Source organism: Candidatus Palauibacter irciniicola (genome assembly GCF_965208695.1).
In the GTDB taxonomy this organism is placed as follows: Bacteria; Gemmatimonadota; Gemmatimonadetes; order Palauibacterales; family Palauibacteraceae; genus Palauibacter; species Palauibacter irciniicola.
In genome coordinates this window covers 558,215-579,979 of the sequence record NZ_OZ242352.1, presented here as the reverse complement: position 1 = coordinate 579,979, position 21,765 = coordinate 558,215, and the positions used below count along the sequence as shown (strand labels likewise).

11 protein-coding genes are annotated in these 21,765 nt (G+C 69.4%); 1 reads left to right on the top strand and 10 read right to left on the bottom strand.

Annotated features, from left to right (window positions below; genetic code table 11):
* Positions 1 to 23: 23 nt before the first annotated feature.
* The 6 genes from ACOGI9_RS02355 to ACOGI9_RS02330 all read right to left on the bottom strand — a co-directional run bounded on the left by ACOGI9_RS02355 (position 24) and on the right by ACOGI9_RS02330 (position 9,288).
* The gene (locus ACOGI9_RS02355) at positions 24 to 1,415 is read right to left on the bottom strand and encodes a TIGR00366 family protein (RefSeq protein ID WP_419858300.1); all 1,392 of its coding nucleotides are present in this window, start codon (positions 1,413 to 1,415) and stop codon (positions 24 to 26) included.
* Between the two features lie 18 nt (positions 1,416 to 1,433).
* The gene (locus tag ACOGI9_RS02350; RefSeq protein WP_419858299.1) at positions 1,434 to 2,633 is read right to left on the bottom strand and encodes an AI-2E family transporter; all 1,200 of its coding nucleotides are present in this window, start codon (positions 2,631 to 2,633) and stop codon (positions 1,434 to 1,436) included.
* On the bottom strand, positions 2,626 to 3,519 hold the full coding sequence (locus ACOGI9_RS02345; RefSeq protein WP_419858298.1) for a TorD/DmsD family molecular chaperone: 894 nt from the start codon (positions 3,517 to 3,519) through the stop codon (positions 2,626 to 2,628). Before ACOGI9_RS02345 ends, ACOGI9_RS02350 begins: the two co-directional genes overlap by 8 nt.
* A gap of 53 nt (positions 3,520 to 3,572) precedes the next feature.
* Positions 3,573 to 6,695, bottom strand: coding sequence for a molybdopterin-dependent oxidoreductase (locus ACOGI9_RS02340; RefSeq protein ID WP_419858297.1), 3,123 nt, complete (start codon positions 6,693 to 6,695; stop codon positions 3,573 to 3,575).
* Positions 6,692 to 8,272, bottom strand: a complete 1,581-nt coding sequence (locus tag ACOGI9_RS02335) for a 4Fe-4S dicluster domain-containing protein (RefSeq protein ID WP_419858296.1) — start codon at positions 8,270 to 8,272, stop codon at positions 6,692 to 6,694. Before ACOGI9_RS02335 ends, ACOGI9_RS02340 begins: the two co-directional genes overlap by 4 nt.
* A gap of 149 nt (positions 8,273 to 8,421) precedes the next feature.
* Positions 8,422 to 9,288: a 2-keto-4-pentenoate hydratase gene (locus ACOGI9_RS02330; RefSeq protein ID WP_419858295.1), complete on the bottom strand. Its 867-nt coding sequence runs from the start codon at positions 9,286 to 9,288 to the stop codon at positions 8,422 to 8,424.
* Between the two features lie 93 nt (positions 9,289 to 9,381).
* Between ACOGI9_RS02330 and ACOGI9_RS02325 the strand changes: the two genes are divergently transcribed.
* Complete coding sequence (locus ACOGI9_RS02325) at positions 9,382 to 10,764, top strand: NAD-dependent succinate-semialdehyde dehydrogenase (RefSeq protein ID WP_419858294.1); 1,383 nt, start codon at positions 9,382 to 9,384, stop codon at positions 10,762 to 10,764.
* On the opposite strand, the gene ACOGI9_RS02320 is transcribed toward ACOGI9_RS02325, so the two are convergent.
* The 4 genes from ACOGI9_RS02320 to ACOGI9_RS02305 are packed head-to-tail and all read right to left on the bottom strand — an operon-like array spanning position 10,651 to position 21,535.
* On the bottom strand, positions 10,651 to 11,874 hold the full coding sequence (locus tag ACOGI9_RS02320) for an NAD-dependent epimerase/dehydratase family protein (protein ID WP_419858293.1): 1,224 nt from the start codon (positions 11,872 to 11,874) through the stop codon (positions 10,651 to 10,653). The genes ACOGI9_RS02325 and ACOGI9_RS02320 overlap by 114 nt on opposite strands.
* Complete coding sequence (locus ACOGI9_RS02315; RefSeq protein ID WP_419858292.1) at positions 11,871 to 14,378, bottom strand: SDR family oxidoreductase; 2,508 nt, start codon at positions 14,376 to 14,378, stop codon at positions 11,871 to 11,873. Before ACOGI9_RS02315 ends, ACOGI9_RS02320 begins: the two co-directional genes overlap by 4 nt.
* A 7-nt stretch (positions 14,379 to 14,385) precedes the next feature.
* A complete protein-coding gene (locus ACOGI9_RS02310; RefSeq protein WP_419858291.1) occupies positions 14,386 to 17,541 on the bottom strand; it encodes an SDR family NAD(P)-dependent oxidoreductase in 3,156 nt (1,051 codons plus the stop codon).
* A complete protein-coding gene (locus ACOGI9_RS02305) occupies positions 17,486 to 21,535 on the bottom strand; it encodes a type I polyketide synthase (protein ID WP_419858290.1) in 4,050 nt (1,349 codons plus the stop codon). Before ACOGI9_RS02305 ends, ACOGI9_RS02310 begins: the two co-directional genes overlap by 56 nt.
* Positions 21,536 to 21,765 lie beyond the last annotated feature (230 nt).

The following is a 21,765-nucleotide window of genomic DNA, read 5'->3' as shown; positions in this document are numbered from 1 at the left end:
GGGCGTTACGGGCTTCATGAGCGTCACCAGCGGATCGGGATCACGAGCATGGTCACGACTCCGAGCAGGATCGTCGCCAGCCAGAGGAGGAAGGCGTAGCCGAGGATCTCCCCGAAGCGCCGGCGGGTCACGGCGAGGATGGGGAGCGCCCAGAACGGGTGGATGAGGTTGAAGGCGGAGTCTCCGTACGCGTAGGCGAGGAGCACGGTCATGACGGAGACGTCGAGGGCCTCGCCGGCGGGGATCACGTACGGCGCCTCGATCATCCACTTGGATCCCGCCGACGGGATGAACATGCTCATGATCCCTGAATAGACGTAGACCACGAGGGGGTAGAGCCGGGTCGTGGCGACCGCGGCGAACTGCTCGCCGAGCCAGCTTCCCAGGTTCGTGTTCTGGATGACGCCGAAGATGCCGGCGTAGAAGGGGAACTGAAGGATGATCCCCCACGCCGAGGCCACTCCGTGGCGGCAGGCCCTCAGAAACGACGTCGGCCGGCCGTGGAGGAGGAGCGCCACGGAGAGGAAGACGGTGTTGTACGCGTTGATCGTCCAGCTCGCGCCGAAACCGCGGGTGACGATCGAGTGGATGAGGGGATACGCGAGCAGGACGGCGGCGAGCAGCGTCCAGCCGCGGAAGCGGTCGAGGCGCTCGGCCGGCGTCGTGCCCGCGCGCGCAGGCGGCGGGGGCGCGGGGAGGATCTCGTCGACCTCCGCCTCGGTGAGGGTGACGGCGTCGCGGTGCGGGTGGAGCGCCATCGCGGCCACGAGACCGACGAGCAGCATGACGGCGGCGTACCCGAGGTTGAAGGGATGAAAGAGGGTCTCCGTGACCGGATAGAGCCGGTCCACGACGGGCGCGCCCGCGCCGGGCTCGAGCAGGGGGTTGCCGGGCGTGGCCATGATGAGCGGGGCGGAACTGGAGAGGCCGCTCTGCCACACGGTCCCGATGCCCATGTACGCCGCGGCGATGACGAGGCGCACGTCGGCCCGCGGGTTGCGCTTGAGGATGAACGGGACGAAGAGCGCCGACCCGACGAGCCCGAACGCCCAGTTGAGATAGCCGGCCGCCATCGAGAATCCGGCGGCGAGGGCCACCGCCTGCACGGGGCGTTCGGGGTTCGGGAGGCCGGCGAGGCGGTCGAGCATCCGGTACATCGGGGGGGACGAGGCACACGCGTGGGCCGCCACCATGATGATCGAGAACTGCATCGCCAGTTCCAGCAGCGTCCACACGCCGGCGCCCCACGCCAGCCCCGCCTCCGGGATCGAGGCGCCGCCGCCCGTGATCGCGAGGAGCAGCGCGACCACGGTGAGAGACATGAGGATCACCCACGCGTCCGGCACCCAGCGTTCCGTGACGCGGGAGAGCGCCGCGCCGCTCTCGCGCAGCCGGTCGAGCGGGCTCCCGCTCATGCCGTTCGGCGGATCGGGCTACTCCTCGGGCGTGGAGGCTTCGGCCGCGGCTTCCGGCTCGGGCGCCGCGTCGGCATCCGGCTCCGGCTCCGCGGCGGCGGCCTCCGCGGGCGCCGACGCGTCGAACGCCGTGGCCGGCAGCACCTCCCGGAAGGACTCGCCGTAGAGTTCCCACACGGTGATGAAGAGCGCCGCGACGATCGGGCCGATGAGCACGCCGGCCATGCCGAAGGCGATGAGCCCGCCGAGGGTGCCGAGCAGGATCATCAGGTCCGGCATCCGGGTGTCGCGTCCGACGAGCCACGGGCGCATGAGGTTGTCCAGCGTCCCCACCACCAGGCCGCACCACAGGATCAGCCCGATGCCGCCGACGACCTGGTCCGCGGCGAGGAGGTAGATCGCGGCGGGCAGCCACACGAGCGCGGACCCGATCCCCGGGACGATCGAGAGGACCGCCATGACCGTGCCCCAGAAGGCGGCGGACGGAATCCCCACCACCCAGAAGGCGAGCCCGGCCAGCGCGCCCTGCACGATGCCGATGAGAAACGTCCCCTTCACCATCGCCCGCGTCACGGAGACGAAGCGGTCGAGCATGCGCCGCTCGTCTTCGTCGGAGAGCGGAAGGTAGTAGAGGACCTTGTGCAGCACGCCGCGGCCGTCCTTCAGGAAGAAGAACATGGCGTACAGCATCAGCAGCAGGAGGAAGACGACCCGCACGGTGGCCGTCGTGACGCCGGCGAGCCAGTCGACCACGAAACCGCCGACGGACCCCGCGACCTCGCCCAGCCTCTGGAGGAGTTGCTCCTGGTACGGCCGCAGCGAATCCAGCCAGGGAATCCGGTCGAGCAGCTCGTCGAGCCCGCCCGGCTGCCGCAGCTGGGCCTGCATGTTCTCGATCCAGGGGCCCGCCGTTTGCGTGACTTGCACGGCCTGGTTCGCGACGATGCCGAGGAACGCCGTGACCGGTCCGATGAGGAGGACCACGAACAGTCCGACCGCGGCGAAGGAGGCCAGCCCCTCCCTTCCGCCGAACCAGCGGCAGAGGGTGCGGTAGGCCGGATACATGAGGCCGCTGAGGATCGCCCCCAGGAAGAGCGCCGTGAGGAACGTCCGGATCATCTGGAGGAAGAGGAGGCTGATCCCGACGACGAGGAGGAGAAGGAAGATGGCGCGGAAACGCCCCGGATGAAGGGGCGGGCTCCCGCCGGCGTCAGCCATTCTGTACGTCGGCGCCGAGTTCGGAGTCGAGGTCGGCGCCGATATCGGCGCTGAGATCGCTGAGGAGGCGACCCGTTGCGGTCACGCGGTGCGTCCAGAAATCCGCGACCTCCGGCGCCGTCGTCCCGCCGCGGTCGTGAAGATGCGCCCAGTCCCCCGCCTCGCACGCGAGCCAGTCCAGGGTCGCGCGCGGCCCCTGCGACATCATGGACCGGAGGATGTAGGCGCGTTCGCCCACGCGGAGACCGAAACCGAGGTCGCGCGCGGCTCTCGCGAGGTCCGCCCGCGTGAGGACGAGTCCGCTGCGGACCGGGCTCAGGAGGGCGTTGAAGAAGCTGTCCCCGTCGGTCCGGCGCGGGTCGGGCACCGGTTTCGCCTCGCGGAGCGCGAGCGGACGTCGCGTCGGCGGCCCCAGGCGGGCCGACTCGCCGAAGAGGAGGGCCTCGAGCGTGTCGGCCCACTCCCGGTAGAACGGGGGCGCGATCTGCCGCAGCTTCGTGAGGAAGGGGAGGACCCACGAGAGCAGGTGCTCCCAGAGGAAGGCGTGCCGCGCGTCGCGACAGGCCTGTGCGGACTTTCCGTTCCCCCGCTGCTGGGCTTCCACGAGCCAGGCGTAGCCGCCCAACAGGGCCCGAAGGTGGTCCGGGTCTTCCGGGGGCGTCGTGCCGAGCGCGCGCCAGAAGCCGGCGACGCGGTCGCGCGCCTCGCCGCCCATGCGGCCGTCCGTGCCCAGGAAGGCGGAGGCGTACGGATAGAGCTGGAAGAGGAAGAGGTCGTTGTGGGTGGGCTCGTCCGGCACCGGGCCCAGTTCGAGGAGGTGGCCGATGAGCCGATTCTCCCCGCACGGGCCATCGAGAAGCGCGCCCAGGGCGCGAAACAGCTCCATGGCCGGCTCAGGATCCCGCGCCAGCGGCGCGTGCGGCACTGTTCGCTTTCACGCTACGAAGTAGATGGGGGGCTCGATTTGCTGTCAAGTTGCGCCTCGTCGGGTGCGTGCGCGCCCGCGTCCGGCGGCTTCGAGCCGTGCGGTTCCGGGAGGTCGTACGCCGTGCGCACGGGACGGAGCGGGCGAATGAGCCAGTGCGGCCGGCGCGTCCCGTCGGGAGAGTGCCGGACGGCCCCGCGCGTCTTCGCGAGCCAGCTCCGGTACACCTCGTGCGACCGCTCCGTGTCGACGTGAATATCCCCGTGGCGGTCGCGCCGCGACGCCTTCACCACGCGCACCGCCTGGTGCCAGCAGTGCATCCCGGACACCGGGTCCGGGTGCACCGGGAAGGTGAGGTTCTGGTGGACGCCCACATCCGTCCACCAGATCCGCGACGTGTCCGGATCGTCGGTCTCGTACGGCGCGGCTCCCTGCCGGCGTGACAGCTTCCAGTCGCCGTCCTTCCCCGTGAGGGAGACCGTGGCCATGAGTTGCCGCTGGCCGGCCATGTTCTCCCGCTCGCCGCGGCCGGCCGTCCCCGGCTCGCCCGCATCCGGGCCCGAGCCCGCGGCGTCCGCCAGCTTCCAGCGCCCCATGTGGTGGCTGCACGCGACGACGCCCGGCTTGATCCCCTCCGTCACCCACGCCTTGAGGACGAAGTAGCCGATCTCGGTTTCGACCCGCACGAGATCGCCCGTCCTCACCCCCTTCCGCGCCGCGTCGGACGGGTGGAGCCAGAGCGGGTTCGTGTGGGCGATCTCATCCAGCCACTTGGAGTTGGCCGAACGCGTGTGGATCTGCACCGGGAGCCGGAAGGTGGAGATGAGGCACATCTGGTCCGGCTCCATCGCGGCCGGATGCACGTGGCTCCGGATGTAGGCGGGGACGGCGTACTCGGGCCAGCCCCAGCGGACGAGCGTGGGCGAGTAGAACTCCAGCTTGCCGCTCGGGGTCGGGAATCCGCGGCGGATCGTGTCGTCCACGCGAACGCCCACCGGGCGCCGCCCCTCCGGATCCGGGTCGGGCGCGCCCATGGGCGCGAGGTTCACCGCGGCGGGGCCCGGGGCCCGCGTGTAGACGCGGCCGAACTCGTCTTCCCGCGCGTCGTCGAGTTCCTCGGGCGGGACGGGCCGCTCGTGCAGCGGGCCGATGTCGCGCGCCACCTCGAAGGCGCCGTAGCGGCGCATGTAGTCCAGCGGCGAGAGCCCCTGCGCCGCCGCCGCCTCGGGCAGGCCGGGCACGGAGTGCTCGAACATCCAGGCGTAGTACTCGTCCACCGTCAGGCGCTGCCCGGGCTTCTCCTTCGACTCCACGAACTCGCGGATCCCGAGGCGGCCGTCCGGGTCGATGCGCCAGGAGAGCTCGAGCCAGAACTCGTTCTCCTCCCAGACTTCGCCGGGGTTCGTGTGGCGCGTGTCCGCCACGCGCTCGCCGAGACGCTCCCGGGCGGAGCGCAGCACGGGCTGCCGGAAGCCGATCCACTGGCCGTCGTGGGTCTCGTAGGAGTGGAGGTCGTGCCGCTCGGGCCCGTGTCCCATGGGAAGGACGTAGTCCGCGAAGTAGGCGGACTCGTTCCAGGTCGGCGTGAGCGCGACGTGGAGGCCGACCTTCTCCTCATCCGTCAGGGCCTCGATCCACGCGAAGCCGTCCGGGTTCGTCCACACCGGGTTGTACACGCGCGTGAAGTAGACGTCGAGCTTGCCGCGTCCCTCCCTGAGGAGGTGCGGGAGGAGGAAGGACACCTCGTACATCGCCAGCGGAAACTCGTCGGGCCAGGTGAGTTCGTTCCAGTGCTCCGGGTGCCGGGGCATGCGGATCGGCTTGGGGATGAACTTGTTCCACGTGCTCGGATAGGTGCCGCCGGGGGTCGCCACGGAACCCGTGAGGGCGTTGAGAAAGAAGAGCGTCCGCGCCACCTGCCAGCCGCCTTCGTTGCCCGAAGCGGCGCTCCGCCAGTTGTGCGTGGAGAGGCGCGAACCGGCCCGGGCCACGAGTTCGGCGACCTCGCGGATCTGCGCCGCATCCACGCCGGACTCCTCCGCCGCCCACTCGAAGGTGCACGCCTCGTACAGCTCGCGGAGAGCGGCCTCGAACGACTCGAAGGTGCGCGGGAGATCCGGTTTCTCGGCGGCGAGGTACTCCTCCCAGTTGAACCAGCGCCGCACGAAGTCGCGGTTCCAGGCCCCGGTCGTGATCAGGTGGTTCGCGATCGCGAGGAGGACGGCGGCCTCGGAGCCGGGCTGGGTGGGAAGCCAGTGGTCGGCGTGCGTCGCCGTGTTCGAGAGACGCGTATCGAACACGATGAGCCGCGCCCCCTTCTTGACCCCGTCCAGGATGCGCTGGGCGTGGGGGTTGAAGTAGTGCCCCGCCTCGAGGTGCGAACTCACGAGGAGGATGACGTCCGCGCGGGCGTGGTCGGGGCTGGGGCGGTCCATGCCGAGCCAGAACTGGTAGCCGGCGCGCGCGCTCGAGGAGCAGATGTTCGTGTGCGAGTTGTGGCCGTCGACGCCCCACGCGGCGAGCAGCCGCTCCGTGAACCCGTCCTCGCCCGGGCGCCCCACGTGGTACATGACCTCGCGCTGGCGCCCCTCGTCGATCGCCTTGCGGATCCGCGCCGAGATGTCGTTGAGCGCCTCCTCCCAGGAGACGCGCACCCACTTCCCCTCCCCGCGCTCGCCGGCGCGCTTGAGCGGGTACAGGACGCGGTCGGGGTCGACGATCTGGTTCAGCGTGGCCGGGCCCTTGGCGCAGTTCCGGCCCCGGGAGCCGGGATGCTCGGGGTTCCCCTCGAACTTTTGCACCTGCAGCGTGTCGCGGTCGACGTAGGCCAGGAGTCCGCACGCGGACTCGCAGTTGAAGCAGGTCGTGGGGACGAGCATGTAGCGCCGTTCGCGCCGCTTCGGCCACGCCTTCGAGTCGAGTTCGACCCAGTCGTCCCAGCGTTCCCGCGGGGGAAAGGCGGCGAGTTGGTTGCGGCTGGGGCCGGGATAGAAGGTTTCGCCGCGACCCTCGGTCTCGGAGCGCGCCGCGCTCACGCGCTCGCTGAGTTCGTGGAGCCGCCGCGAGGCGGCGTCCGGCCCGGAGCCGTTGCCCCCCGCGCCGGAACCGTTGCGGCCCGGGCCGCCCGGATCGCTCATGCGAGCGGCACGGACTGGCCGGCCTGCACGTACGCGTGCTCGTGCGCGAGGAGTCCCGCGAGGGCGGCGATGCCGATGAGCGGGGCGACCCAGGCGCCGGCGAGCGGGCTCACCGTGAGGGCGGCCGCGAGCGTCACGAGCAGGATGCCGCTCCAGAACCACGGGGCGTAGCGGCCGCGCACCATGTTCCGGGCGGCGAGGGCGGCGTGGGCCGTCGCGTGCGTGAGCGTGAGTTCGGCGAGCACGAGCAGCAGGTGCGCGGCGGCCGTGAGCCCCACGAGCCGGCCCAGCGCGGCGGAGCCGCCGAGCGACGGGAAGAGCATCAGGGCCGCGCCGCCCGCCAGCACCGCCTGTACGAGGAAGTGCGGCGGCAGGAGCGGATTCTGCCAGAGGTCGCGCGCCCGGGCCTGCGCGAACAGGTAGGCCGTGTAGACCGCGGTCATGCCGGCCAGGGGCGCCCCCGCCCACGCCAGCCAGCGCGTCCACTCCGCGGCGCCGGCGCCGCCGACCAGCCCCGCCGCGAGGTGCGCGGTCAGCGCCGCGCCGTAGCCCGCGATCACGAACGCCCCCCGCACGAGCCAACTCTTCATGTGGGGTCTCGTGAAGATGAGGAGGAAGCGCTTCGGGTGCTCCAGGTCCCAGATCAGCAGCCCGCCGGTGAGCGCGAGCGCGGCGAGACCGAGGAGCGGCGTGAGGGTGAGCCAGGTCCCGCCCTGCCACGCGAGCCCGCCCAGCAGGCAGAGGAGGAGCGCGGCGAGGTACACGCCGGCGGAGACCCCCTTGGTGAGCGTGTACAGGCTCACCCGCCAATCCCACGGCGCGGTGTGCGACACGTCGTAGGAGAGGATTGCGGCGGCCGAGGAGTTCGGGCCGTGCCGCCCGTCCGTGCCCATTGCGTGCGGCTGGCCCGAGCCGACCTCGTGCGGGCCCTCGGGCTGCTCGCTCCACATGTACAGTCCACCCCCGGGACGGACCGCGGCCAGCGGATCGAGCGTCGCCTGGTGCGCCCCCTTGTAGAACAGCTTCGGATGGGTCTCCTTCTCCGGCCGCCGGACGCTCACCGGGTCGCGCCCGACGTACTGCGAGACCTTCGATTCCGGGTCGTCGAGGTCGCCGACGATGATCGCCTCCGTCGGGCACACCGTGACGCAGGCCGGCTCCAGCCCCATGTCGATGCGGTGCGCGCAGAAGTTGCACTTCTCCGCGGAGTGGTCGTCGGGGTTGATGAAGATCGCGTCATAGGGGCAGGCGGCGATGCACGCCTTGCAGCCGATGCAGATCGACTTGTCGAAGTCCACGATCCCGTCGGGGCGGCGGAACATGGCCCGGGTGGGGCACGCGGTCGTGCACGGCGCGTCGTCGCACTGGTTGCAGCGCGTGACCTGGAAGGCGCGTCGCGCGGCCGGGAAGGTCCCCACGTCGGCGTACTTCACGTAGGTGCGCGTGACGCCGAGGGGGACCTCGTTCTCCGACTTGCAGGCCGTCGTGCAGGCGTGGCAGCCGATACAGCGGGTGTGGTCGATGACCTTTGCCCAGCGGCCGGTCGGGCTGCCGCCGTTCGCGGCGGAGTCTGGCATGCCTGCTCCCCGTGAGAGGGTCGGTGCGGTCGCGGCCTCGCGCTCGCGCGGGCCGGCGGTCTCCGGTCACATGGCGCTGCCGGCAGGCCTATGTTCCACCGTCGCGCCGGACCGGGCAAGCCCGTTCCATCGGTCGGTCCGTCGGCCCGTCAGTCCGTCAGCACCATCGTGAGGCCCGGGAGGTCCATGCCCTTCGCCTCCACCCGCCACGTCTCGCCGGGGGAAAGCGGCTCGAGCGGGGTCATCGTCCCCGTGCTCACGACCAGGCCGTGTTCCGGGATCCCGGCATCGGAGAAGCGAGGCCACAGCCGCGGCACGACCTCCAGCGCCTCGAGCGGATGCCCGAGGACATCGCTTCCCCGGCCGCGCGCCACGAGTGTCTCGTTACGCAGGAGCCGCACCTCGAGCCGGTCGAGGCGGGCCACCCGTTCGTCGAAGTCCGGCACCTCCCGGTTGACCGGCCGGCCGACGATGAGCGCGCCGTGCAGCCCGAAGTCGGCCACCGAATCCGCCGGCGTGAGATGCCAGTCCGGATAGTGACAGTCGACGATCTCGAATCCGAGCGAGACCCAGCTCGGCCGGCCGGCGCCGGGAGCGTCACCGTTGGGAGCGTCACCTTCGGGCTCGATGCCGAAGACGACCTCCACTTCAATCATCGGGGCGCGGAACTTCGCCAGGGAGACCTCTGCCTCCGGTCTCGCCAGGCGCAGCGTGCGCGCGTAGATGGGGGCGAGGATCGGCTCGTCGAGCCCGAATCGCGGCCAGATCTCCCGGTTCGTGAACCCGACCTTGCAGCCCAGCAGACCGTATCCCTGTTCCTGAAGGCTGCGGTCCAGCGCGGCCCCGACGCGATAGGCCCGGTCGAGACCGAACTCCCCGGTGCGCTGCGTCGGCGGCCGGACCGTTTCGCGCCGGTCGCGGGCGGCAAGCAGGTCCCGGGCGAGATCCGCCTCGAACGCGTCCGCGGCGGCGGCGGTGTCGGTCGTGGCATCGGCCACAGCGTCGGCTTCGGTCATGTACGGCTCCGGGGCAGGTCCGGCCGGGGCTTGCGGGTCGCGCGCCGAAACCGGACGATTTCGCTTGTCAGGCCGTGCCAATGGTAACGTCTCGTGAGAGAGAACGAGATGCCTTTCGAGAGCATAGACCCGACCACGGAAGAACGGCTCGCGTCGTTCCCGGCCCTCGATGCGGACGGGATCGGCGAGGCGCTGGAACGGGCCCGCGCGGGGTTCGAGGTGTGGCGGCGGGTGCCGGTGGCCGAGAGGGCCGAACGCCTCCTCGTGCTGGCGGAACTCGTCGAGCGGGGCAAGGCGGCCTATGGCCTGCTGATGACGCGCGAGATGGGCAAGCCGCTCGCCAGCGCGGTCGCCGAGGCGGAGAAATGCGCCTGGGTGTGCCGGTACTACGCCGAGCACGGGCCCGCCCACCTGGCGCCCGAGCGCTTCGAGTCCACCGGCACGCACTGCTGGGTCGAGTACCATCCCCTGGGCGCGGTGCTCGGGATCATGCCGTGGAACTTCCCGTTCTGGCAGGCCATGCGCTCCGCCGTGCCGACGGTGCTGGCGGGCAACGCCTTCCTGCTCAAGCACTCGCCCAACGTGCCGCAGTGCGCGGTCGCGCTCGAGGGACTGTTCTCGCGCGCCGGATTCCCGGAGGGCGTATTCCAGAACGTCTTCGTCGAGGTCGAGGACATCCCGGGCGTGCTCGACGACCCGACCGTGCAGGCCGCCTCGCTCACGGGCTCCGTCGCGGCCGGCTCCGCGCTCGCGGCCGAGGCGGGACGCCGTATCAAGACGACGGTGCTCGAACTCGGCGGCAGCGATCCCTTCATCGTCATGGAGAGCGCGGACCTCGACCGGGCCGTCGCGACCGCCGTCGATGCCCGCATGTGGAACAACGGCCAGTCGTGCATCGCCGCCAAGCGGATGCTGGTCCAGCGTTCGATCGTCGACGAGTTCACCGCGCGGCTCGTCGAACGCGTGGCGGCGCTTCAGGTCGGCGACCCGAGGGAGTCCGAGGTCGAAATCGGACCGCTGGCCCGCCGCGACCTGAGGGATCACGTCGCGGAGCAGGTGGAGGCCACCGTGGCCGCCGGCGCCCGCGTGGCCACGGGCGGGCGCGTCCCCGACCGGCCCGGATGGTTCTACGAACCCACCGTGCTCACCGACGTCCCGGACGGATCCCCGGCCACGGATGACGAGATCTTCGGCCCGGTGGCCAGCGTGTTCCCGGTCGCCGACATGGACGAGGCCATCGAGCGCGCCAACGCCACGGAGTTCGGCCTCTGCTCCGCCATCTGGACGAACGATGCCGAGGAACGGGCCCGCGCCGTCCGCGACCTGGAGGCCGGCGGCGTCTTCATCAACGGGATGTCCGCTTCAGATCCCCGCGTCCCCTTCGGCGGCGTCAAACGCTCGGGCTACGGGCGCGAACTCGGCCCCCACGCGATCCGCGAGTTCGTGAACGTGAAGACGGTGTGGGTCGGCGACTGACGTCAGCGTGACGCCCGCGTTCGGTCCCGGCGGTCGTCCCGGGGCGCGGAGACGAGACCGTCGTTCAGCAGTTGTTGAAAGTGACTCGCAATGGTCTCCTCGACGGGACGGAAGGTCATGCCGAGCACGGTCCTGGCGCGCGCGTTCTCGAACCTCAGGGGATACCCCACGTTGCGCTTCGCCACGGCGCGGGGGATCCCCCCCAGGGGCGCGTACCCGATGGCCATCGGATTGGGCACCGTGCGCCGGGGCAGAGGGGAAGCCGTCGCCGAAGCGCTCCCGCAGGATCCCGGCGATTTCGATCAGGCTGCGCGTCTCGCCGACCAGGATGTAGCGTCCCTCCGCCTCGGGGATGAGACCCGCCTGCAGGTGACCCTCCGCGACGTCCCGGACATCGACGATGGCGAACTCCAGTTCGGGAGCGCCGACGCGATGGGCGCCGTTCCCCAGATCGCGCATGATCAGGACCCCCTCGGCGTTTGTATTTCGGCTGAGGCCGGGTCCGAGAACCAGCCCGGGATTCACGACCACCAGGTCCCACCGCGCCTGTTCCTCCGCCATTTTCCAGGCCAGCCGCTCCGACAGAGTCTTGGAGTAGGAGTAGGGCTGGTGGCCTTCGTGGCTCGTGGTGTTCCAGTGGCTCTCGTCGAACCGGTCCGCCTCGATCTGCTCGAGGTCGGCCGCGTCTCCGTAGATCGCCACGATGCTGGAAGTCAGCACCACGCGCCGGACCGCGGGTGTCCGGTCGGCGGCCTCCAGTACGTGGCGCGTGCCGCGTGTCGCGGGTTCGATGAGATCGCGCACCGGATCGTCGACGTCGCGCACGATGAGCGGGGAGGCTGTGTGGAAGACGAGAGGGCAGCCCGCCATCGCCCGGTCGAACCCTCCAGGATCGAGGAGGTCGGCGCGGAACAGGGACAGCGTTCCGGGAAGGTCCCGGGCCATCGCCCGCAGGTGACCGGTTTTTACGGGATCCCGGGGATCGCGCACGGTCCCGTGGACGTCGAAGCCCTGTTCCAGAAGCCGCTTCACAAGCCACGATGCGACGTAGCCGTTCGCACCCGTGACGAGCACCGGCCCGTGCGGTGGCCACCGGCGGCGGGGTGTCACAAAAGCGAAGCCCGGTGGCCGCTGCCCGACAGGAAATCGCGATAGCGCGCGAACGCCTCGTCGATCATTTCGCGCGTCAGGCCGTGGTCCGCGATATCGTACTTGTGCCGCTGCTCTACGCGCCGTTGCTCGTCCTGCTTCCAGAACCAGGCTTTCATCGCCTCAATCGACTCGGACTCCATCGACCAGCCGAACCGACGATAGATGCCGACCACAACTGCGATGGGGTCGCGGACCAGATCCAGGAAGCTCACATCGTGCCAGCGGTGCTCCAGTTCGGGGTGCGACCGCCGAAACTCAACCGCTCGGTCAAGCATGCGACTCATCGCTCTCAGTTGTTCGGTACCGAGCTCCTTGCGGGGGCGCGGCTCGCTGATTTCCGACCGGAAGCGCTCCACCAGACTGCACCAGGACCCCATGAATTCGACGGGTTCGCGATGCGTCTGAATGAACAGGGCGTCGGGATATGCCTCAAGCAGGGCGCCCAGTTCCATTAGATGGGTCGGCATCTTGAAGATCCATTGGCCCTGGCTGCCCGGGTGACAGGCCCTTCGCTGATAGTTGTAGTGCTGCATGGTGCGGCGATGCACGTGGTAGGCCTCGCGGGTGCCGCTCTCCTCGAGCCACCGCACGTACCTGGGAAGCCGATATCGAGTCGCGAACACCCATGTCTTGAGCGACAACCTGAGGATCGGGATATCCTCTTCCGGTTCGTCGAGGCCAACATGGTGAAGGCCCGCGAGAGTATCTACGATACCCCCCGCTTCGAATACGTCCGCCGCCTTGATACGGCGGGGATCCCGGGGAGTGCCGACGACCGCTGCGTAGCCGCCGTCCGGAATGACGGGCTCGACGTATTCGTAGGCCCGCAAGGCCCAGAACCGCCGGTCCCGGGCCAATAGACGGTGCAGGAAGGTCGTGCCCGTCCTGTTGATGCCCACGATGAACACTGGCTGTTCGATTGGCTGCCGCCCGATCTCCGGCAGCCGCGTGCGCTCTCCGGCCAGTTCGGCGTTGTTGCGCAGAATTCGGCACAGGTCGAACGTGCAATGCCCGATGCGCTTTGCCAGCAGGCCGGCTTCGGGAGCGTTGAAGCCCTCGACGAGACGGGCCAATCCCTCCAGCATCCACTCGGGGTAGGTGGTGTCGAAGGACACGCCGTTGTCCCTGGCGTATCGCCGGGCCTGGTTCAGCACGCTGTCCAGGCTGACTCCCAGCTGCGGAATCGCCTGCGGCCATTCTTCCTCATGGTCTCTCACCCAGCGGTTGTAGCGGACATACCTGGTGAGAGGACCCGGCCAGTTGATGTCACCAGGACAGTCCTCTCGAATGGCCCGGTCGGAGACCGGCAGCGTCTGGGCCGTTTCGGAGCCCCGAAACCAATAGGGGGCGAAGTGATCGAACAGGGGCCAGCTGCGGGCCATCGGAGACGCGTCCCCGTGCGCCTGACAGGCGCGCTTGAAAACGGTGTAGGGAACCTCGGGATAATCGAGGCCGAACTCCGCGAGCTGCATGGCCCGGTACGACGGCGCGTTGTTGCAGCAGTTGTAGATAGTGAAGCGCCGATTCGCATTCATGGAAATGTCGGTGCACATGCGCGTCAGCGTATCCGCCGGATCGTCGGTGGCCCGCATGGTGAACCCCTGCGGAATCATTCCGACCTGGACCGCCGCCGCGAAGACAAGCTGTGGAGGGGTGTCCGACTGGGCGTAACCGGTGGAGGCCATGGTGGTTTGCCCGAAACGGAAGACGGCCACCGGCAGGCCCGCCTGATGCGCGAACAGGACGGCCTGTTCCGCCACAAGCTTGCTCCAGGTATACCCGAGCAACCCGAGCGGCATCACCCTCTTCATTCGACCCAGGTCGGGCTGCGCATGGTCACCGATGTAGCAGTCGCTGTATTCGCCGGCAAAGGAGTGCACGTACTCGGGGAACACACCCATCGTCGATACGTGAAACAGGTGCTTGAGGCGGACACTCAGACACAGCCGGAGGACCTCGCGCACTCCGAGAGCGTTTACCTGGCGGAGAGACCGGTAGGACGCGATCAGGTTCGGGTTGGCCGCAAGGTGGTAGACAGCGTCGATTTCCCGGCACAGCCGGTCGAAGTCGTCGTGCGAGAGCCCGAAGCGGGACTGCGAGACATCACCGGCGTAAACGCGGATTCTCGACGTGAACGCATCGTCCCAGGTCTCCGCGTGTTCCATGTTGGCGCGCAGTCGCTCGAAGCCGCGTTCCGCCGATTCGGCTCGCACGACGCAATGGACCGTCACTTCGGACTTGTGAGCGAGCAGGTCTTGCACGAGGAAACGACCGACGAATCCGGTTGCGCCGGTGACCAGGACATTGCAAAAGTCGGCGGGCGAAACCGCGGGAGCCGGGGTTGCCTCGGCTAGCGCGGCGCGAACGGATCGGCGCAGGGTGGTGAGATCGCGCTGGCAATCAGGCGGCAGGGTCCCTCCCAGTGGTGGCACCGGGTGCCTTGTCGCGGATGCGGTGGCCATGGCGGAATCAGTCACCCGCGACAGAACCGGCGTTCGGCACCGTCGACGAAATCACTCGTCGCGCGGATCCGTCGAAGCCGTGAAGCGGGGCGGGTTCATCCTTTGGGAAGTGGTCCTCGAGTCTGTTCGCAAACGGCGAGCTCCGGCGCGTTGTCCGCTGTCCGAATTGCTCGGCCGCGGCGGCCGAACCGTCATCCTCGGCCACCGTGACGGCTTCGTCGTCCGAGGCGGCTCCTTCGACGATCGTCTCTGCCAGGGACAGAGCCGTCGCGGTGGTCATGAGCTCCAGGGCGCTGACCTGATGGTTGTACTGTGTCTGGATAAATGCTCCCAGTTCGGCGACCGAAATCGACGTCAGCCCGAAGCTCGACAGCGGCTCGGCGACATCGCCCTCTTCGTGCCCGCAGAGCTCGGCCACCTTGGCGGAGATCTGCGCGACAACGCTCTCCAGGGTCAGTTCGCCGCGCACGTTCACCTCGAACGCCGCCTGGTTGTTCAGCAGGCGCCCGTTGCGCATGTAGTCCGGGGAATCGACGGTCCACGCAGGGTTGGAGAACAGCGCGGTGACCAGATGGTCGTGCCCTGTCGTGCCGCGCTCCGTCGTGCCGGGCGCCATCGCGCGCAGGGCGTAGTCGAGATTGGCGATCGCGAAATTCGCGCTCACCGTCGTCATTCCCGCCGCGCGCATCATCCGCATCACGTGGAGGCTGCGCGCCGCCATCCCGACCTCCGTGACGGGGCCGAGGTTGTACGAGAACCCCGGCAGCCCCTGCTGGCGACGCCAGGCCGCCAGCCCGTCCAGAAAGGCGCTCGCGCTGCTGTAGTTGACCTGCCCCACGTTCCCGAACGTCGAGGCGATGGACGAGAAGAGGACGAAGTAGTCGAGGGCGCAGTCGGTCGTGGCATCGTGCAGGTTCAAAGCGCCGCGCGCCTTGGGCGCGAACACGTTCTCCAGGGAGTCGGGAGAGGTGTCGAGGAACGAGCGGTCCTCCAGCGTTCCGGCAAGGTGGAAAACGCCCTTGAGCGGCCGTCGCACCCCGGCGATGCAGCGGCGCACATCCTCCGCGTCGCGCACGTCGCCCGAAACGATCTCGATTTCGTAATCGCCGGTCATCTTCGACAGCGTGGTCGTCTGGCGGAGCCACTCGACGCTCCGTCGACGCTCCGGATCGCGGTCCATCAGGGTGACGTGCCGGGCCCCCGCCGCGATCAGGTAAGGCACCAGGCGCAGCCCGAAACCGCCCAGCCCGCCCGTGACCAGGTAGGTGGCCTCGGGATCGAGGAAGGGGCGCGTGTCCGCGATCGGGAACCCCCGATTCGCCGGGTCGGACGGCGCTTTCAGGACCAGTTTCCCCTGGTGCCCGCCCGTCGTCATCAGGCGGAGGGCCCTGGCGTAGTCGCCGTACTCGTAGGCGGTGAGTCGCGGTGGCGGCACCGCACCCTCGTTCATGAGGTCCAGACAGGCCTGCGATAGCATGTGCGACAGCACCGGATCGTCGAGCATCAGCCGGTCGACGTCGATTGCGGCGAAGCGGAGGTTCTTGCGGAAGACCCGCATGCCGAGCGAGTTGTCCGTGAAGATGTCGACCTTCCCGATCTCGCAGTGCCACCCCGAGGGCCTGAGGGCCTTGAGGCAGAGGGCGATGTGGTGGCCCGCGAGCGAATTCAGCACGACATCGACGCCTTCGCCCCCCGTCGCCTCCATCAGGTCGTCGTACCAGTCGTGGCTGTGCGAATCGAACGCCCCGCGCACGCCCATCTCGAGCAACTGCTCGCGCTTGCTCCGGTTGCCGGCGGTCGCGTAGACCTCCGCCCCGACGTGGTGCGCCAGCGCGATCGCCGCCTGCCCGACACCACCCATCGCGGAGTGGATGAGGACCCGCTGTCCCTCCTTGAGACGGGCCAGGTGGATGAGCGCGTAGTACGCGGTCACGGTCACGGAGAGGGAGGCCGCGGCCTCCTCCATGCTCAGTCCGGGCGGCTTGAGGAAGGCCAGGTGCTCGTTCACGACGATTCGGTTGGCGATGCAGCCGCCCGTCGTGACGGCCACCTCGTCTCCGGGGCTCAGACGCTTCACGTCCGGGCCGGCGCGGCGCACGACGCCGCTCCCCTCGATGCCGACCTCGCGACCCAGCGCCGAGCGCTCGTAAGCCATCGCGGGCAGGAGCCCCAGTGTAACCATGACATCGCGAAAGTTCAGCGCCGCCGCGGCCATCTCGATCTCGACGTCGGAGGGTCCGAGCGGGGGCAAGGCCGTGGCCGCCACCTGCAGACCGCTCACCTGGCCGGGGTTGTCGAGACGGAGTCGGTACGGGGGATCCGCTTCCGCGGGCACGAGCGGCCAGCGGTCCCGAACGCTCACGACGCGCGGCACCCACAGGCGTCCGTCCCTGATCGCCAGCTCCCGCTCGCGCGGGTCGCACGCGTCGATCCCGGCCAGCGCCTGGAGGTCCCCGGCCGCGCCCAGATCGACGAGACGGAAGTCGATCTTTGTGTCCTCGGCGAGAAGCTCGAGCGCCAGGCTGCGCACGGCTCCCCACAACGCGCTCCCTCGCGGCGCCTCCACGCCGCAAACGGCGCCCTGCGTCACGACGTTCAGGCGACAACTCCGGGTCGCGCTCTCCAGCCGGAAGGGCGCGAGGGCCTGGAGGAAGGCGACGAGGCGCCACACCGCTCGCTCGCCCGTCGGATCATCCGGGTCCGCCCCGACGAAGAAATCGATCGCCTCGAGGTCCGCGCCCCACGGCCACTCTTCCAGCGCTGCAAAATCGCCGGCGTCGAGGGCGCTCCAGGGGACGCGATACGCCTGGGCCGACTCGAGTTGCGCAATCCACTCCGTGGCCAGGCTGCCGGGTTCGCCAATCACCCAGCGGGGACCGGCGGCGCCGGTCGAAGCCGCGGTCGCGCCGGTCGGAGCGAAACCCTCCTGCCCAGCCTGCAGGAGGGTCGTGCGGGGGCCGGCATGAAGCGTGGTCCAGCCGTTCCCCGGCTCGATGATGTCGCTCTCGGCATGCGAGACGAGCGCGAGTCCCCCGGGTACGGCCAGCCGCTCGAGAAGCGCCCACGCTTCGGCCCAACGATCCCCGGTCGCTCCATCTTCGCCCGCGTCACGGTGCAGAAGGACGATTTCGGCCGCACCGGGCCGTAGAAGACCTGTCGCCATGTCCGTCTCGAAGCGCGCCCTCCGCCGTGGCGTCCAGCGAGGCGAACCGAATCGCGGCATCGCGGTGATTGAAGGCGTCGTAGAGTGCGCGCGTGGCCTCTTCGTCGTCGCCCAGCATCCAGTACTCGCTCTGCGCGTCGGGGCCGGAGAGATGCTCCAGGCATCGGTCGAGCATGGTCCGCTCCGCCTCCCGGCGGCCAGCGATCTCGATGACATGACAGGCGTACGGGCTGCCTGCCGCACCCTGTTCGAGGCCGGCGATGAGGGCGGCGGGGTCGATGTCTCCGTCCCGGATCGCGTCTCCGATCCGGGGCGCCGGAGGCACGAACTTCGGCTGCCAGCGGATGAGGTGCTTGCTGTCGGGGACGTCGCTCCAGCGCGGATTGCTGTTGAAGGAGTGGTACTCTCCGATGTGCGCGAGCAGCTGCCCCGTATCGGTGTCGTAGAGGCTGAGCCGCCCGATGTACAGCTCGCCGAGAGGCTTGTTGTACTGGCCCCGTTCGTCCACGTCGAACCAGTCGCCCGTATCGACGAGAAAACAGGTGATGCGCGGCCCCGTCGGGGGGCGCACGAAGGTAATGTCGCACGCCCGCTGCGGCATGGAGAAGAAGTCGGGCAGGCGCATCAGGTAGCGCAGAAAGATCTGCAGTCCGCCGTCGGTGAGCGGGGGATAGAGGAGATATCCCTCCTCGCGGCCGGACGCCCACAGTTCCTCGTCGACCTCGATTTCGAACAGCACGTCCGTCGAACCCGAGTCCATCTCGATCCGCTGGACGCTGCGGAACTCGGGGCCGAACTCGAACGCATCCCCGACGACCGCTTCAATCTGGTCGTAGAACTCCTCTCCCGTCGCGAGGGGCGAGGGATCGAAGTCGGAAGCGAGGACACCGTCCAGCGTCGGGAACGCGTTGACGGCATGGTCCTCATCCACGCGCCGCACCCTTCCGCGGCAGTGCAGCGTCCCCGCCTCATCGTCCTCGAAGGATCGGGTGGAGATGGTGAACGTGAACTGGCCGGGAGCGTCGGGCACGGGGAACAGGGCCGTCTGCAGCCGCACCGGCGTCGGGCTCACCGGCGTGTGCTGCAGGAACTCGATCTCCTCGATGTTGATGGGGTCCCCGGAGAACGCCTGCAGCAGGAGTTCGATGTATCCGGCGGCCGGAATGATCGGGGCCCGATGGACGCGGTGGTCCGTCATCCAGGGGAAGTCCTTCTCGGAGAGCCGCGCCTCGAACAGGATGTGGTCGCAGGCCACACGGTGTCCGACGAGTGGGCCGTGGGAGTACTCGCCGCGCCGGACGAAAATCTCGTCGTCGACCAGGTCGTCGCTGGTCGTAGTCTCTTCCCTGGGATGGCCGGGAAGGAGATGAGCGATGGGTTCCGGACGCGGATACTGCGAGGCGAAATCCAGCGTGACGCCGGCCCGGTACAGGTTCCCCAGGGCCTCCTGAAAGCCCAGGCACGCATCCTCATCCTTCATCAGTGTGGGGAGACAGGCCACGGCCGGGCCGGCCGCTTCCAGACACTGCCGGATCAGGGGCTGCAGCGCGCCGTGCGGGGCGATCTCCAGGACCACGTCGGGTCGGCATTCCCGCCTCACGGTCTCCATCGCCGCGCCGAAGAGGACGGGGTTCCGGATGTTGGACCACCAGTAGGCGTTGTCCAGACGCTCCACCGTCTCCCCGGTGACGGAGGACACCATGGGCACGTCGCCGTCGAAGTCGCATTCGTTCAGGAAGGCGAACGCCTGCAGCGCGTCGTCCCGCAGCGGATCCATGGCGGTGGAATGGAATGCGATGTTCCCGGGGATCAGCCGGTTCTGCAGGCCGCGCCGGTCGAGTTCGGCCATCACGGGCCGCAACGCGGCTTCCTTCCCGCAGATGACGGTGTTGGCGGGCGAGTTCTCGCAGGCGATCTCCACCTCGGCGGGCCGGTGGTTTTCCAGCAGGTCCTCCACGCCCGGCCGGTCGAGGCCGACCGCCAGCATCCGGCCGGAGCCGGCCACCCGCTGCTGCAGCGTGGCGCGGTGGTAGACGAGCCGCGTCGCCTCGGCGAGGGAAAGCGCCCCGCTCGCGTACGCCGCGGCGACCTCGCCCGAACTGTGTCCGACGACGCACTCCGGATGGACACCCCATGTCGCCAGCAGCTCCACCAGGGCGCACTGGATCATGAAGATGGCCGGCTGGGCGAGCTGAACCTCGTTCAACTCCTCCTGGCTCGCCGAGAAACAGGCGTCGCGCAGCGACACGTCCGAGTGCTTCCGCCACTCCTCCTCGATGGCGTCGACGACCCGCCGGAAGACGGGGTCCGCGTCGTAGAGGTCGCGCCCGCACCCGGCCCACTGCGTGCCCTGTCCCGAGAACACCATGGCCACCCGACGCTCGCCCGCTTCCACCGTGGAGACCGGGGAGGGGTCTTCCGCGAAGGCGTCCAGTGCCTCGACCAGCTCCGAGCCGGTGCGGACGGCGAACGCCGTGCGCACCGGGAACTGGGCGCGGCGCCGGCCCAGGTTTCCGGCCAGCGTGTAGAGGTCGGTCTCCCGCCCGTCGAGAAACGCCCGCAGGCGTCGCGCGCTCTCCTCCAGGGCCTTCGGCGTCCGCGCCGAGAGAGGGATCATGTAGCCGGCGTCGGACGCCAGCGGCACCGACCACGCCCTGGATGGGTCCGGCCGGTACTCCCGCACGACGCAGTGTCCGTTCGCACCGCCGAACCCGAAGGAGTTGATCCCGACCACGACCGGGCGGTCGGGGAACGGCTCGCAGGCGGTCTGCACCTCCAGCGGACCGCGGTCGAAATCGATCTCCGGATTCGGAATCAGGTAGTTCTTCGAGATGGGGGCGAACGTCCGCCGCCGCATCATGAGGATGACCTTCAGCAGCGCACAACTGAACGCCGCCGCCTCGAGGTGCCCCACGTTGCTCTTCACGCTGGCCACGCGGAGCGGCACCTCGCGCTCGACGCCGCCGAACGCCTCGGCAATGGCGTTTCCTTCGATGCGGTCGCCCACGACCGTGCCGGTCGCGTGCGCCTCCACGTAGTCGAAGTCCTCCGGCCGCAGTCCCGCACGCCCGCAGGCCTCGCGCATCAGTTCGACCTGTGAATGGCGCGTCGGCGCCGTGATGTAGCGCCCCTGGGCGAGTCCGGCGGCATCATCGGCGGTCCCGGCCGTGTTGACCGCCGTGGCTTCGATCGCCGCGAAGATGTGGTCTCCGTCCCGCTCGGCCGCCTCCAGCGGCTTGACGGCGAACACGAACGCACCTTCGGACCGCATGTAGCCGTTGGCGTCCGCGTCGAAGGAATGACAGCTGCCGTCGGGACTGATGACGCCGAGGGCGTTGAAGGAGGCGCTGCAGCGGGCGGACCCCAGGTAGGTGGCGGCGCCCACCAGAGCCTGCTCGCAATCGCCCTGACGCATCGCGTTCACCGCCGTGTGAAGCGCGGTCAGCGACGCCGAGCAGGCGGTGGAGGTCGCGATCGACGGCCCCATGAGGTTGAGATGGTAGGAGATCCGGTTCGCCAGCATCGAGGCGTCGATGCTCAGGATGGAGAACTCGTTGGTCCCGAACAGGGCGCGCCAGTTCGCGGTGGAGGCGACCTGGGCTCCGATGAAGACGCCCGTGCGGCTGTTGCGGAGGGCGTTCAGGCTCCAGCCGGCGTGTTCGCAGCTCTCCCACGCGCAGCCCAGCAGCATCCGGATCTGCGGATCCATGTAGGCCATTTCATGGTGGGAGACCCCGAACAGGCCCGGATCCATCCGCTGCTCCAGGTCGTCCCGGAGCAGCCCTTCGTACGGACTGCCGAAACGACCCGGACCCGAGAACCGGCCGATCGGCTGGTAGCCCCGGCCGTAGCGCTCCGTGACGAACTCCTGGACGACCTCGCGTTCGCTGAGGAGCCGCCAGAAATCTTCGTCCGTGCGGATGCCGCCGGGCATCCGGTAGGCATAGCCGACGATGGCGATGGGATCGCCGGATGTCCCTGCGATCGAAGTCACATGGCCTCCGCTCGGCGGCGCGCGCCAGTGGCTCCCAGGACGGGCAGCCTGACGTTCGCCGGCCCGGCGGGTTGCGGCTCCGAAGTCAACGCGAACTCGAAGTCCGCCAGAGCCTCGCGGACACCGTCTCCGGCAAACCGGAACTCAGCGGGGATGGCGTTCCGGCGCGCCTCTGCGCGTTGCAGGGCCTTCCGTCTGAGACGTCCTCCGGACCCGCGGCCGAACCGGGA

What these genes read in the sequence shown, in the direction of transcription:
- ACOGI9_RS02355 (WP_419858300.1), bottom strand. Translation starts at nt 1,415, where the DNA reads ATGAGCGGGAGCCCGCTCGACCGGCTGCGCGAGAGCGGCGCGGCGCTC.
- ACOGI9_RS02350 (WP_419858299.1), bottom strand. Translation starts at nt 2,633, where the DNA reads ATGGCTGACGCCGGCGGGAGCCCGCCCCTTCATCCGGGGCGTTTCCGC.
- ACOGI9_RS02345 (WP_419858298.1), bottom strand. Translation starts at nt 3,519, where the DNA reads ATGGAGCTGTTTCGCGCCCTGGGCGCGCTTCTCGATGGCCCGTGCGGG.
- ACOGI9_RS02340 (WP_419858297.1), bottom strand. Translation starts at nt 6,695, where the DNA reads ATGAGCGATCCGGGCGGCCCGGGCCGCAACGGTTCCGGCGCGGGGGGC.
- ACOGI9_RS02335 (WP_419858296.1), bottom strand. Translation starts at nt 8,272, where the DNA reads ATGCCAGACTCCGCCGCGAACGGCGGCAGCCCGACCGGCCGCTGGGCA.
- ACOGI9_RS02330 (WP_419858295.1), bottom strand. Translation starts at nt 9,288, where the DNA reads ATGACCGAAGCCGACGCTGTGGCCGATGCCACGACCGACACCGCCGCC.
- ACOGI9_RS02315 (WP_419858292.1), bottom strand. Translation starts at nt 14,378, where the DNA reads ATGGCCACCGCATCCGCGACAAGGCACCCGGTGCCACCACTGGGAGGG.
- ACOGI9_RS02310 (WP_419858291.1), bottom strand. Translation starts at nt 17,541, where the DNA reads ATGGCGACAGGTCTTCTACGGCCCGGTGCGGCCGAAATCGTCCTTCTG.